The organism is Microbacterium jejuense, from assembly GCF_019511665.1.
Classification (GTDB): domain Bacteria; phylum Actinomycetota; class Actinomycetes; order Actinomycetales; family Microbacteriaceae; genus Microbacterium; species Microbacterium jejuense_A.
Genome location: NZ_JAEUAW010000001.1, coordinates 151,519 through 164,478, shown reverse-complemented (window position 1 = coordinate 164,478; position 12,960 = coordinate 151,519). Strand labels below are relative to the sequence as shown.

Below are 12,960 nucleotides of genomic sequence, written 5' to 3'. Positions count from 1 at the left end.
CGCAAGCCTACGGTCGGCGGCCTGCCCTACTCTTGTCGATATGACCGACCGCCGCCTCGCCATCGACGCATGGGAGAGCCTGTTCCGCGCCCAGCACGAGGTGTTCGGCGACATCAACGAGGACTTCGACGACGACACCCTCAGCCAGGCCGAGTACGACGTGCTGCTGACCGTCACGCGCGCCGACGACCTCACCGCCCGACTGCGCGACGTCACCGCGAACATGCTGATCAGCCAGCCCAGCGTGTCGCGACTGGTCGACCGCATGGTCGCCCGCGGCCTGCTGACGAAATGCGCCGACCCCGAGGACGGGCGCGGCTCGCTGGTGCGCGCGACGGAGGCCGGGGCGTCGCTGTTCCGGCGCATCGCCAGCGCGCACGGCAAGGCCATCGCCGAGCGCATGTCGCTGCTGACCGACGACGAGCTCGCGCAGCTGCGCGAGCTCACGTCCAAGCTGCGCAAGAAGCAGCCGAGCTGCTGAGCCCGTCGGACGCGGCCACCGCGGTCGGCGCCGGGTCGCTCACGGCGTCCGCCGGCGCAGCGTGAGTGACGCGAGGATCAGCGCGCCCACCGCGAACGCCACGACCACGAGCAGCGGCCCGAACACGTCCCACCCCTCGTCGCCAGCCGTCACCGCGTCGATGGTGTCGATCGCGTAGCTCAGCGGCAGGATCTTCGAGATCTGGTAGAGCGCATCGGGCATGTCCTCGCGCGGCATGAACAGGCCTCCGAGGATGATCTGCGGGAACACGATCAGCGGCATGAACTGCACCGCCTGGAACTCGGTGCGGGCGAACGCGCTCGCCAGCAGCCCGAGCGCCGTGCCGAGGATCGCGTCGACGACCGCCACCAGCCCGAGCTGCCACAGCTCGCCGTCGACCTGCAGATCGCACACCCACACGGCGAAGGTCACCGTGATGACGGCCTGCAGCGTCGCCATGAGCCCGAACGCGAGTCCGTACCCGAGGATGAAGTCCGCCTTGGCGATCGGCGTCGTCATGAGGCGCTCCAGCGTCCCCGACCGCCGCTCGCGGAGCGTCGTGATCGAGGTGATGAGGAACATCACGATGAACGGGAACAGCGCGAGGATCGGGCCGCCGAACTGATCGAAGACGCCCTCCTGATCGCTGAAGAGCCACGCGAACAGGCCCACCAGCAGGCTCGGCGCGATGAGCATCAGCGCGATCGAGCGCGGGTCGTGGCTGAGCTGGCGAAGCACCCTGCCCGCGGTCGCGAACGTGCGCACGCCGTTCACGGCGCACCCTCCGAGGGCGGCATCGGCTCCGGGTATTGCGCGTGCTCCCGCGCCTCCCGGCGGGTGAGCGGATGAGCGGATGCCGCGCCCTGGGCGACCCCGCGCGCATCGCGCTCGATGAGCGCGAGGAAGGCGGCGTCGGGGTCACCCGTCCCGGTGTCGGCGAGCAGGCCGTCGGGGGTGGTGTCGGCGATGATGCGGCCGGCGCGCATCAGGATGAGCCGGTCGCATCGCAGCGCCTCGTCCATGACGTGACTCGACACGATGAGCGTCGTTCCGGCGTCCGAGAGCCCGCGGAACACGTCCCACAGCTCGGATCGCAGCAGCGGATCCAGGCCGACCGTGGGCTCGTCGAGGACGAGGAGCTCGGGCGCTCCGAGCATGGCGACGGCGAGCGACACCCGTGACTCCTGGCCGCCGCTGAGCGAGTCGATGGTCTGGTCGCGCTGCGCGGCGAGGCCCACCTCAGAGATGACCCGGTCGATGTCGCTGAGCGGGGCCCCGAGCAGCCGGGCGAAGTAGCGCAGGTTCTGGCGGATCGTGAGATCGCCGTACACCGACGCGGCCTGCGTGTCGTACGAGACGCGGTGCCGCAGCGCACGCGAGCCGGCCGGCTCGCCCAGCACCGAGACCGTGCCGCCGGCCACCTTCTGCACTCCCACGATGGAGCGCATGAGGGTCGTCTTGCCGCAGCCGGACGGTCCGAGCAGTCCCGTGATCTGCCCGCGCGGGATGTCGAGATCGAGGCCGGCGAACACCTCGGTCCTGCCGCGCGTGACCCGCAGTCCGCGCACGTGGACGGCATCCATGCGCTCAGACTAGACCCGCGTCACCACCGGTTGTGGACCTCTTCCGCCCAGCCCAGGATGCCGTCGAAGGTGACCGTCTCGCCGCCCGGGATCGCGAACGTCCCGGCCCAGTGACCGAAGCACTGGTCGGTGCGGGACGAGAGCACCGCGAGGTCGGTGCGGGTGGTCTTGTCGTAGAAGGGCCTGAAGGATGCCGCCAGCCCTCCGCCCGCGATCCGCCAGGGTGACCGCCAGTCGGCGATGTCGTACTCCCACGCGAGCTCGTCGTGGATCTTGTGCAGGCGGCCGTCGACGAAGAACGCGTTCTCGGTGGACCCGGTGCCCTCCGTCCACCGCCCGCCGACCTGGATACCGATCGTGCGGCCGTGCGAGGTCCCCGAGCCGGCGCCCCAGTTCCACGAGATGTCGTAGGGCCAGCGGCCCCGGCCGTGGTCGAGGACCGCCCACGACTCCCCCGCCGGCACGTCGTAGGTGACGCCGTCCACCGTGACCGTTCCTGCGGCGGGGCGCGCGACGTCCTTGACGGTGTACTGGAAGCGCCGCCGGCTCCACGGCACCACGACGGCGAGGCGTTCGTGCCCCTCGGGCAGCGCCGCGAACACGTCGAACGACGCGCCGGGGATGCGTGCCCGCAGCCGCGTGCCGCCAGGCTCGGGGATCACGTCGATCTCGAGGTCCTTCGCCCGGGCGCGGGCCGGGCCGCTCTCGACGCCGGCGGGCAGCTCGACGCCCCGTGCGGGGATCACCGTCGCGCCCTTGCCCCATGTGCGCTCGGTGGCGCGGTCGAACACCCACACCTCGTGCACGGCGGCGTAGTCGATGGACGACACTGTGAGGGCGAGGATGTGGGTCGGTGTCGTGACGTTCCAGTACTCCCACCGCTTGTTGCGGCCGAGACCGCGCCCGATGCCCGACGTGTCGACGATCGGCTGCCGCGCCCAGCCGATCGCTTCGGGGTTCACGCGGCCGTCCGGCAGGGTGAGCGCCACGGGGGCGGTGAGCTCGCGTTCGGTCATGCGGGGTCCTTCCGTGCGTCGTCTCGCCGGCGCTCGCTCAGCAGCCGCTGCGACGACGCCTCCCTCAGCCGGTCGTTGATCGCGCGCATGACGTCCTCAGGAACCTTCACGAACCGCCGATCGTACGTGACGAGGCCGTTGACCTCCTCCTCGACGTCGGCGAGCTGCGTATAGACCGTGGCCGCGAGGCCCCGGGCGATCGCCGGTGCGATCTCACGCTCGTGCAGCCGTTCCAGGGCCGCCACCAATTGGTCGCGCGAGCGGTACTTCCTGTACCCGAACGTCGTGGGGCTCCACGTGTGCTGCGGCACCCCGAGGCTGTACCCGCCGTACTCGGTGAGCGCCAGCACGCGCCCGTCGCCGCGCGGCGCCTTCACCGGGCGGAAGTAGATGTGCAGGCTGCGCAGGTCCCCCGCGCCCTGGTCGTGCCAGCCGCTGGCGTGGTCGACGGGGCGCGTGGGGTCGAGGTCGCGCACGAGGGCCGCGATGCGCGCGGCGTCGAACTGCCCCCAGCCCTCGTTGAACGGCACCCACAGCGACAGCGACGCCACGCTGCGCAGGTGCTCGATCATGTCGTGCAGCTCGCTCTCGAACGCGGTACGCCCGGCCTCGTCGGCGCGTCCGAATCGCGCGTACCGCCGGTCGTCGAGCGTCGGCGACGCGATCGCCGGGGCGCTCACGACGAGCGGGTTGTACACCGTGCCGCCGCTGACGGCGTCCTGCCACACCAGCATGCCCAGGCGGTCGCAGTGGTGGTACCAGCGCAGCGGCTCGACCTTGATGTGCTTGCGCAGCATCGTGAACCCGAGGCGCTTCGCGAGCCGGATGTCGTACTCCAGCGCCGCGTCCGAAGCCGCTGTATACCCGCCGTCGGGCCAATACCCCTGATCGAGCAGCCCCACCGGCAGGTGCGGCGCGCCGTTGAGCAGCAGCCGCGCGAAGCCCCGGTCATCCACGCCCACCCCGAACGACCGCATCCCGACATACGAGTCGACCCGGTCATCGCCGAGCGTGACGCGCACGTCGTACAGGAACGGATCGTCTGGGCTCCAGGTGCGCACAGCGCCGTCGAGCACGACCGGTGTCGGCACGCCGACGCGAAGATCAGTGGATGCCGCCACCCGCCCGCCCTCGAGCACCTCGACCCGCGCGGTCTCGCCGCCGGTCGCGTTGTCGCTGTGCACGGTGACGACGACCGCTCCAGCCTCGAGGTCGGGCGTGAGCACGAGGCGGTCCACCGCGACGCGCGGCACGATCTCGAACCACACGGTCTGCCAGATGCCGGACTGCGGCGTGTACCAGATGCCGCCCGGGCGGCTCGTCTGCTTGCCGCGCGAGAGCCACGAGTCATCGGTCACGTCGCGCACCGCGACGACGAGCTCGTGGTGTGCCGCGTCGCCGCCCGCGGCGAGCGCGGCGGTCAGATCGAGCGCGAACGGCAGGTACCCGCCGGTGTGTCCGCCGACCTCGACCCCGTCCACCGCGATGCGGCAGGACTGGTCGACGGCGCCGAAGTGCAGCACGACCCGCTCATCGTCGCGCAGCGGGCGCGGCAGCGCGAACACCCGCCGGTACCACAGCGTCTGGTCGGCGCGGAGGGTGCGGCCCACGCCCGACAGGGCCGTCTCGGGCGAGAAGGGCACCACGATGCGCCCGTCCCACGCGAGCGGCGGCGAGGCCGGGTCGTCGACAGCCACCGGGTCGCCGGCATCGGCCCGCAGCGGCGCGATCGCGTAGTCCCAGCGGCCGTTGAGGTTCTTCCAGTCCCCCCGCACGAGCTGGGGACGCGGGTACTCGGGCAGCGGCGCATCAGGGTCGAGCGCGTCGGCCCACGGCGTCAGCAGGGTCATGCCCGGGCCTCCGCGGCGACGGCGGCTGCGGCATCCACTGCTCGTCTGTCATGACGACGCAGCAGCAGCACGGGCACGACGACGAGCGCCGCCACGAGGGCCGCCGCGGGGAAGATCCAGGGCGTCGGCACCTGCTTCACCACGCCGAGGTCGACGTAGGTCTCGGCGGCGCCGACGATGACGGCCGCGCCGATGAAGGGCCCGGCCACCATCGGGATGAGCACCGCCGCGATCATGCGGAGGCCCTGCACCATGCCGACGCGGTCGATGGGGGTCGCATCGCGCACGCTGGCCGAGATCGCGGCGACCGACAGCATGAAGCCCGCCATCATCACGGTGCCGGCGACGATCACGGCGATCATGTCGCGGACGAAGAACATCCCGACGAGGCCCGCCACGAGGAGGCCGACGGAGGGCAGGATCGCCCGCACCTTCCCTTGCGGGTACCGCCGGCCGACGCGGTCGATCACGCGTCCGCCGAGGACGCTTGCGACCGAGGCGAGGATCAGCACGCTGCCCAGGACGATGGCGTAGCCGTCGATGCGCAGGTACCGCTGGATGTAGATGATCAGGTAGGGGATGAACACCTGCGTGCTGGTGCCGACGACGGCGTATGCGAGCAGCAGCAGGTACAGGCGGGGGTTCGCACGGACGGTGCTCGGGCGCAGGCCGTGCACGACGGTCGCGAGGTAGGCCCCCTGGGCCGATTCGATGCGATCGGGGTCGCGCACCACGAACCACGCGACGACGCCGACGGCGGCGGTCACCAGCCCGACGACGCCGAAGAAGAGCGTCCACTCGCCGGCCTGCGTGAGCCCGTCGAGAGCCCCGAACACGACGAGCATGCCGATGAGCGGCATGATCGCGAGCACTCCGTCCACGCGTCCGCGGTTGGACGGCGCGGTCGACTCGGTCACCCACGCGTTGAACGCCGCGTCGTTGGCGCCCGAGCCGAAGAACGACATCACGCAGTCCAGGGCCACGATGGCGACGACCGCCGTGCCCACCGCGAGTGCGGCATCCGCCCCCGCCGCCGGCTGCACGAAGCCGAACGTCGCGGTCGTCAGACCCCACAGCACGTACCCGATCGCGATGAACGGCCGGCGGGTGCGGGCGCGATCAGACCAGGCGCCGACGAGCATCGTCGCGAGGGTCGCCGCGACGGCGGATGCCGCGACCAGCGTCGCGATCACCGTGGGGTCGGCCGTGATCGTGTCGTACACGAACACGTTGAGGTACATGTTCTCGACCGTCCACGCGAGCTGGCCGACCAGGCCCAGCACCACGACGGTCACCCATGTGCGGGCGGAGAGACGCGGGGCGCGCGACGTGGCGGGCGCAGGCGTGACTTCGGGCATCGGCATCCTTGCTGACGTTCCGGGGGGGCGGGTGGTTCGATCCTAGGCCGCATAGTCTGGCGCCATGCACACGCCAGACCGCGCCCGGCTGCAGGTGGTGACCGGCCCCATGTTCGCCGGCAAGTCGGAGGAGCTGCTGCGCCGCGTCCGGCGGGCGCGCATCGCCGGACTCTCGGTCGAGCTCGTCAACCACGCGCTGGACGACCGCCGGGGCACCGGCGAGGTGAGCTCGCACTCGGGTCTGCGCGTCCCGTCGCTCACGGTGGCAGACGCCGACGCACTCGCCGCCGCGACGCTCGGTCGCGACCTCGACATCGTGGCGATCGACGAGGCGCAGTTCTTCGGGCCGGCGCTGGTCGCCGCCGCCGAGCGACTCGTCGCCGACGGCGTCACCGTCATCGTGGCGGGGCTGTGCGTCACGTTCGACGGGCAGCCCTTCGAGCCGCTGCCGGCGCTCATGGCGACCGCCGAGGACGTGCTCAAGCTGACCGCCGTGTGCGCAGTGTGCGGCGCCGATGCCGCGTTCCACCAGCGCATCGCGGCGGGCGACGTCGCGGATGCCCGTGTGCCCTCGCCCGAGCAGGTCGGCGGCGTCGAGTCGTATCAGGCGCGATGCCGGCGCCACTTCGAGGGCGCGACGCTCAGCACTCGATGACGTTGACCGCGAGGCCGCCCTCGCTGGTCTCCTTGTACTTCGTCGACATGTCGATGCCCGTCTGACGCATCGTCTCGACCACCGCGTCCAGCGACACATAGTGCGACCCGTCGCCGCGCAGTGCGAGTCGCGCCGCCGTGACGGCGGTCGACGCGGCGATCGCGTTGCGCTCGATGCACGGGATCTGCACCAGCCCGCCCACGGGATCGCACGTGAGCCCCAGGTGGTGCTCCATCGCGATCTCGGCGGCGTTCTCGATCTGACGGTTCGTGCCGCCCATGACGGCGGTGAGCCCGCCGGCGGCCATCGCGCACGCCGACCCCACCTCGGCCTGGCAGCCGCCCTCCGCGCCCGAGATCGACGCGTTCGCCTTGAACAGCGATCCTAGTGCCGCGGCGGTGAGCAGATATCGACGGATGCCGCGCCGCCGGTTCGCGTCGGCCACGTGCTCGTCGTCCCAGGCGCCGGCCTCCTCGGGTGCGGCGACGTGCCCGTCGTAGCCGAGCAGCGCACTGCCCACGAGCTCGCCGTAGGGCGTCACGGCGTTGCCGGCGCCCAGACCGGAGTCGGCGAGGAACCGCCACCAGTACATGGCGACCGCCGGCACGATGCCCGCCGCGCCGTTGGTGGGTGCCGTCACCACGCGGCCGCCGGCCGCGTTCTCCTCGTTCACGGCGAGCGCGAACGCGCCCAGCCACTCCCCCGGCAGCTCGCGCCGCCCGTCGGCCTCGGCGGCCTCCAGCTGCGCGCGGATCGACGACGCGCGCCGCTTGACCCCGAGCATCCCGGGAAGCACCCCGTCGGCGTGCAGGCCGGCCTCGACGCAGCCGGCCATGGCATCCCAGATCGCGTCGAGGCCTGCCGCGACCTCCTCCTCGCCGCGCATCGCGGACTCGTTGATGCGCGCCGCCTCGGCGATCGTGAGCCCCTGCTCGTCGCACAGTTCGAGGAGCTGCTCGGCCGACGCGAAGTCGAGCGGGTACGCGTGCGCGCGCACCTGCGGAGCCTCGCCGTCGCGGCGGATGAACCCGCCGCCGACCGAGTAGTACGTCTCGCGGGCGATCAGGCCGGCATCCGATGCCGGGCTCGGGTCGGCGACGACGGCGGTGCCCGTCGAACGGATGCCGCCGATCGCGGCCGGCGTCCGCTGCGGGCCGTCCTCAGGACCGGCCCACGCCTCCAGCGTCATCGCGTTGGGATGCGCCGGCAGGCGCGTGCGCGGGGCGAACACGATGTCGGCGCGATCGAAGGGCACGGGATGCGTGCCCGCCAGCTCGAGTCGCCGCCCGTCGGGCCATGCCGTCCAGGCCGCGCGGACGGCATCCGGATCCACGGTCTCGGGTTCCAGGCCCTGCAGCCCTGCGACGACCGCGTCCGGCGTGCCGTGGCCGATGCCGGTGGCGCCGAGGGAACCGTAGAGGATGCAGGTGATGCGTCCCACCCGCGGCAGGTCGCCGGACTCGCGCAGGCGGACGGCGAAGTCGTGGGCGGCCCGCATGGGTCCGACCGTGTGGGAGCTCGAGGGTCCTACGCCGATGGAGAACAGCTCGAACGCCGAGACGTAGGCGCTCATCCCGACAAGGCTACGCCGCCCGATCGTGCATTCTGCCCGATGTTATGGACTTGTGAAGGGCAGGATGCCAGAGCCATGAGCCTGCGGACGCGCAGTGTGCGGCATCCCTCGGTCACACGTGCGGCGCGAACGACACCAGCCCGACCGTGTTGCCCTCAGAGTCCTTCACGAAGGCCTGCCACTCGTCGTGACCGGCGGGACCGAGCGTGTCGTCCTCATGGGTGAAGATCACGTGCGGCTCGGAGACGACCGCTGTGCCCTCGGGAAGCCGGCCGACCGCGGCCCGCACATCGTCGACGTTCAGGTACAGCAGCGCGGACGGCGCGTTGCGGTCCAGCAGCAGCCGCACCCCGTCGAGGTCGAAGAACAGCAGTCCGGGCGGGTCGAACAGTGCCGTCGGCGAACTGCCCAGGAGCGTCCCGTAGAACGCGGCCGCGCGATCGAGGTCATCGGCGCGCTGGGCGACCTGCGTGAGTCTCATGGCGACATTCTGGCGGGCGCATCCCCTTTGCGCACGAGGTCGGTCATGCGGTAGGCAGAGAGGAACGCTACGAGTCAGGGGGCCGTCGATGCTGTTCGTTCTCTATCTCATCCTGCTGATCGGCGGAATGGTGCTGCTGGGGATCTCGTTCGCCTCGCCGCTGCCCGCGCTGCTGTTCGTCGTCGGACTGCTGTGCATCGTGCTGGCCGTCGCCCTGCCCATCACCGCCGGAGCCTTCGAGCAGCGCAAGTAGGCGGATCACTCCGCCGGTGCGGCAAACCGGCTAGGCTCGGGAACTTCATCTGTCCTGGCCGAGGAGGTCTGCCGTGTCTGTTGTGGAGGAGCCGATCTGGCTCACGCAGGACGCTCTGCGTCACCTGGAGCAAGAACTCGACGCGATCGAGAGCGAGGCCGCTCCCGACGACCAGGCGCAGGCACGGGCCGTCGAGCTTCGCAGCATCATCCGTCGTGCCCAGGTCGGCGCACGGCCCGACGACGGCGTCGTCGAGCCCGGCATGCGGGTCACGGTGGAGTTCGCGGCCGACGGTTCGCGCGAGACGTTCCTGCTCGGCTCGCGCTCCCTCATCGGCGCCGACGGCGACCTCGCCGTGTATTCGCCCGAGTCGCCCCTCGGGCAGGCGATCGCAGGGCTGCTGCCGGGCGACCGCTTCGAGTACCGCACGCCGACCGGCGCCACCGTGGCGGGTGTCGTCGCCGCGGCCGTCCCGCACGCCTGAGCCCCCGGCCACCGAGCCCGGCAGTCGACGACTGCCGCCGCGATTGTCAACCCCGTCGCATCCGCGCGCACTCCGCGTGAGCGTGGCAGAGAGGACTCGACGAGTCCCTCGCTCTCGAACGGAGGAGTTGACATGACCGGCGGCGAACGAGGCAACATGACCCACGGTCCGAACCTGGACGACCATCTGGAGCAGGAGACGCGCGGCATGGTGCAGGGGCACGGTGCGGCACACGCGGAGCCCTTCCGCGAGACCGAGCCGCTCCCCGACGACACCGACTCGGAAGAGACGCAGGCCGCCTTCCGCGGCGACGAAGGGCGGCGCGACGACGAAGGGCGCGGCGATGACTGACACCCTCGACCTGGAGCGGCTGCTGGCCGAGCAGGGGCCGTGGACGACCGCCTACATCGATGGGCCGAGCGACCTGCCCGAGCCGGATGAGCTCGCACGGCGCAGAGCCGTGCGCGAGGCCGTCGAGAACGCCGGGGCCCCGGCCGCGGACGTCGAGGCCCTCGACGCGGCGCTGGCCTGGGCCACCGGCATCCCGAGCCCCTCCAGCCGATTCCTGCTGATCCGCGACGGAACGGTCGAGCTCGATGAGAGCTTCGCCGAACCGCGCCACGGGCCCGAGCGATTCAGCCACCGTGCGGCGCCTGCTGTGATCCCGCTGCTGAGCCACCTGTCGCACGACGTCGGGTACCTCGTCGTCGAGACCGGTCGCGACGGCGCCACGATCCGGGCCGCGCACACCGGCGCTGCAGCGCCCGAGCGCACCGAGGACGTCGAGGGCTCCACCGACAGCCTGCCCAAGGTGCAGGTCGGCGGATGGTCCCAGGCGCGGTACCAGCGGCACACCGAAGAGGTGTGGAGTCAGAACCATGACGAGGTCGCCGAGACGCTCGACCGCTGGGTGCGCGAGCGGCAGCCGCGGTTCGTCGTGGTGTCCGGCGACGTCCAGGCCCGCCGGCTGCTGCTGGAGCGCATCAGCCCGACGACGCTCGATCTGGTGGTCGAAGTGGACGCCAACACGCGCGCCGCCGGTGCCTCGCAGGAACCCGTCGATGACGCGATCGCGGATGCCGCACGCACCGCGGTCGGCGAGGACGAGGCCGCAGCACTCGACGACGCGGCGGCCGAGGGCCATCGCCGCGGCGCGTACGGGGTTCGCGAGATCACCCCGGCGCTGCAGCAGGCCCGCGTGGACACGCTGCTGCTGGACGAGTCCATCGCCGACGCCGAGCGCACGCTCGAGGCTCTCGCCGAGGCACCGTGGGTCGCGGAGGGTGACGACGACGAGTACTCGGCCACGAGCCTCGGTCGCGTGCCCGCGGGCGACGCCCTGGCGCGTGCCGCGATCCTCACCGGAGCCCGCGTGCTCGTCTCGGTCGAGGACCTCGCTCCGGGCGAGCCGCGACCGGACGGCCCGCAGCGCGAACCCGTCGCGGTGCTGCGGTGGCCCGCCGACCGCATCCCGCAGCAGTGACCGGGAACGGACCGATCAGGGCTCTGTGACGCCCAGCTGGCGCCACAGTTCCAGGCTCGTGTCGGCGGCCGCGAACTCCACGAACCGCCCTTTCGCGATCCGATACATGGCGAACTCGGCGACATTGACGTGCCGGCGCGTCGGCGCGACGCCCCGGAACTCGCCCAGATGCGTGCCGCTGCCCCGCACGTGCGCGGCGATCCGGTCGTCCTCGACGATCAGCTGGATCCGGCGCCAGCGCCAGTCCGGGAATCCGCGGAACAGCCCCGCGAGGTCGTCTATCCACGCGTCAGCACCGCCGGGCAGGTGCGAACGGCGCACCGCAGGGTCGACGAACGAACGGATGGCGGCGAGGTCGTGGCGAATGCATGCGTCGAGGTAGTCGGCGTACCAGGCGTGCATCTCCCAGGGCTCCACCTCCTCATTATCGAGGCACCTCGGCGCATCGCACCTATCGCCGACGGTCTGCAGTGCCGATTTAGGCACGTGTCGTACCTTCGTGCGATGCTTCGCCCCGGGGGCGGACCACGGAGGGAGGGCGCGATGCGGGGCGAGGCGACCGTGCTGCATGCGGACCTCGACGCGTTCTACGCCTCCGTCGAGCAGCGCGACGCACCCGCCCTCCGCGGCCGGCCCGTCATCGTCGGCGGCGGCGTCGTGCTGGCGGCGAGCTACGAGGCGAAGGCCCGCGGCGTGCGCACGGCGATGGGCGGGCGCCAGGCGCGCGAGCTGTGCCCGGACGCGATCGTCGTGCCGCCGCGCATGGACGCGTACTCGGCTGCGAGCAAGGACGTCTTCGCGATCTTCCGCGACACGACGCCCCTCGTCGAAGGGCTCTCGATCGACGAGGCCTTCCTCGAGGTCGGTGGACTGCGGCGCATCGCGGGCACGCCCGAGCAGATCGCCGTCCGCCTGCGTCAGAGGGTGCGCGCCGAGGTGGGACTGGCCATCTCGGTCGGCGTGGCACGCACGAAGTTCCTCGCCAAGGTCGCGAGCGCTGTGAGCAAGCCGGACGGGCTGCTCGTGGTCGAGCCCGAGCGCGAGCAGGAGTTCCTGCTGCCGCTGCCAGTCGAGCGACTGTGGGGCGTCGGTGCCGTGACCGCCGAGAAGCTGCACCGTCTCGGCATCCGCACCGTCGGTCAGCTGGCCGAACTCGAAGAGGCGACCGCCGAGCGGCTGCTGGGAAGGGCGGCGGGAGCGCACCTGCACGCCCTCTCGCGGCTGCGCGATCCCCGGCCTGTCGACAGCACGCGCCGCCGTGGGTCGATCGGCTCGCAGCGCGCCCTGGGCACCCGTCCGCGGTCCGCCGCCGAACTGGAGGTGATCCTGGCGCAGATCGTCGACCGCCTCGCCCGGCGCCTGCGCGACGGGGACCGCGTGTGCCGGACCGTGGTGCTGCGCCTGCGCTTCGGCGACTACGCCAAGGCCACCCGCTCCCGCTCTTTTCGCGCACCGACCGACCGCACGGCGCTCATCCTCACGGTCGCGCAGGGGCTGCTCGCGGCCGCCCAGCCCGAGATCGAGGCCCGCGGGATCACCCTGATCGGCGTCTCGCTCACGCAGCTCGGGCGCATCGACCGCGTGCCGCCCGAGCTGCCGATCGACTGGGACGACGGCGTCCGCCTCGACACGGTGCTCGACGCCGTGCGCGACCGTTTCGGTTCGGCATCCGTCGCGCGAGCGGCGCAGCTCGGGCGCGACCCCGGGTGGTCCACGCCACTGCTTCCGGAGCACGAATGATCC

General features: G+C 71.9%; 15 protein-coding genes. 7 read left to right on the top strand and 8 right to left on the bottom strand.

The window, feature by feature from the left end; genetic code table 11:
• The first annotated feature begins 40 nt into the window (after positions 1–40).
• Positions 41–481 carry a MarR family winged helix-turn-helix transcriptional regulator gene (locus tag JNB62_RS00705; RefSeq protein WP_220298957.1) on the top strand — a complete coding sequence of 147 codons (441 nt, stop codon included), beginning with the start codon at positions 41–43 and terminating at the stop codon, positions 479–481.
• 39 nt (positions 482–520) lie between these two features.
• Here JNB62_RS00705 and JNB62_RS00700 read toward each other — a convergent pair whose 3' ends face one another.
• From JNB62_RS00700 to JNB62_RS00680, 5 genes are read right to left on the bottom strand one after another with little or no spacing between them, the layout of a single operon-like run.
• Positions 521–1,255, bottom strand: a complete 735-nt coding sequence (locus tag JNB62_RS00700; RefSeq protein ID WP_220298956.1) for an ABC transporter permease — start codon at positions 1,253–1,255, stop codon at positions 521–523.
• Positions 1,252–2,064 (bottom strand): ABC transporter ATP-binding protein, encoded by an 813-nt coding sequence (locus JNB62_RS00695; RefSeq protein ID WP_220298955.1) that lies wholly within the window; start codon positions 2,062–2,064, stop codon positions 1,252–1,254. Before JNB62_RS00695 ends, JNB62_RS00700 begins: the two co-directional genes overlap by 4 nt.
• Positions 2,065–2,084: 20 nt before the next feature.
• On the bottom strand, positions 2,085–3,080 hold the full coding sequence (locus JNB62_RS00690; RefSeq protein WP_220298954.1) for a DUF2804 domain-containing protein: 996 nt from the start codon (positions 3,078–3,080) through the stop codon (positions 2,085–2,087).
• Entirely contained in the window at positions 3,077–4,930 is a 1,854-nt protein-coding gene (locus tag JNB62_RS00685) for a glycoside hydrolase family 2 protein (RefSeq protein ID WP_220298953.1), read from the bottom strand. Before JNB62_RS00685 ends, JNB62_RS00690 begins: the two co-directional genes overlap by 4 nt.
• On the bottom strand, positions 4,927–6,288 hold the full coding sequence (locus JNB62_RS00680; protein WP_220298952.1) for an MFS transporter: 1,362 nt from the start codon (positions 6,286–6,288) through the stop codon (positions 4,927–4,929). Before JNB62_RS00680 ends, JNB62_RS00685 begins: the two co-directional genes overlap by 4 nt.
• 64 nt (positions 6,289–6,352) lie before the next feature.
• On the opposite strand from JNB62_RS00680, the gene JNB62_RS00675 reads away from it, so the two are divergent.
• Positions 6,353–6,943: a thymidine kinase gene (locus JNB62_RS00675; RefSeq protein WP_220298951.1), complete on the top strand. Its 591-nt coding sequence runs from the start codon at positions 6,353–6,355 to the stop codon at positions 6,941–6,943.
• Here the strand turns inward: JNB62_RS00675 and JNB62_RS00670 are convergent.
• Positions 6,930–8,516: an L-serine ammonia-lyase, iron-sulfur-dependent, subunit alpha gene (locus JNB62_RS00670; RefSeq protein ID WP_220298950.1), complete on the bottom strand. Its 1,587-nt coding sequence runs from the start codon at positions 8,514–8,516 to the stop codon at positions 6,930–6,932. The two genes, JNB62_RS00675 and JNB62_RS00670, sit on opposite strands and share 14 nt — an antisense overlap.
• 112 nt (positions 8,517–8,628) lie before the next feature.
• Positions 8,629–8,997 carry a VOC family protein gene (locus JNB62_RS00665; protein WP_220298949.1) on the bottom strand — a complete coding sequence of 123 codons (369 nt, stop codon included), beginning with the start codon at positions 8,995–8,997 and terminating at the stop codon, positions 8,629–8,631.
• Positions 8,998–9,085: 88 nt separating this feature from the next.
• Between JNB62_RS00665 and JNB62_RS00660 the strand changes: the two genes are divergently transcribed.
• The 4 genes from JNB62_RS00660 (at position 9,086) to JNB62_RS00645 (ending at position 11,217) form a co-directional block, all read left to right on the top strand.
• Positions 9,086–9,250: a hypothetical protein gene (locus tag JNB62_RS00660; protein WP_220298948.1), complete on the top strand. Its 165-nt coding sequence runs from the start codon at positions 9,086–9,088 to the stop codon at positions 9,248–9,250.
• Positions 9,251–9,323: 73 nt separating this feature from the next.
• Positions 9,324–9,734, top strand: a complete 411-nt coding sequence (locus JNB62_RS00655; protein ID WP_308291691.1) for a GreA/GreB family elongation factor — start codon at positions 9,324–9,326, stop codon at positions 9,732–9,734.
• Positions 9,735–9,866: 132 nt separating this feature from the next.
• Positions 9,867–10,085: a hypothetical protein gene (locus JNB62_RS00650; RefSeq protein ID WP_220298947.1), complete on the top strand. Its 219-nt coding sequence runs from the start codon at positions 9,867–9,869 to the stop codon at positions 10,083–10,085.
• Positions 10,078–11,217, top strand: coding sequence for a baeRF2 domain-containing protein (locus JNB62_RS00645; RefSeq protein ID WP_220298946.1), 1,140 nt, complete (start codon positions 10,078–10,080; stop codon positions 11,215–11,217). Before JNB62_RS00650 ends, JNB62_RS00645 begins: the two co-directional genes overlap by 8 nt.
• Before the next feature lie 15 nt (positions 11,218–11,232).
• On the opposite strand, the gene JNB62_RS00640 is transcribed toward JNB62_RS00645, so the two are convergent.
• Positions 11,233–11,634 carry an ester cyclase gene (locus tag JNB62_RS00640; protein WP_220298945.1) on the bottom strand — a complete coding sequence of 134 codons (402 nt, stop codon included), beginning with the start codon at positions 11,632–11,634 and terminating at the stop codon, positions 11,233–11,235.
• 126 nt (positions 11,635–11,760) lie between these two features.
• On the opposite strand from JNB62_RS00640, the gene dinB reads away from it, so the two are divergent.
• Positions 11,761–12,957 carry a DNA polymerase IV gene (gene dinB, locus JNB62_RS00635; protein ID WP_220298944.1) on the top strand — a complete coding sequence of 399 codons (1,197 nt, stop codon included), beginning with the start codon at positions 11,761–11,763 and terminating at the stop codon, positions 12,955–12,957.
• Positions 12,958–12,960 lie beyond the last annotated feature (3 nt).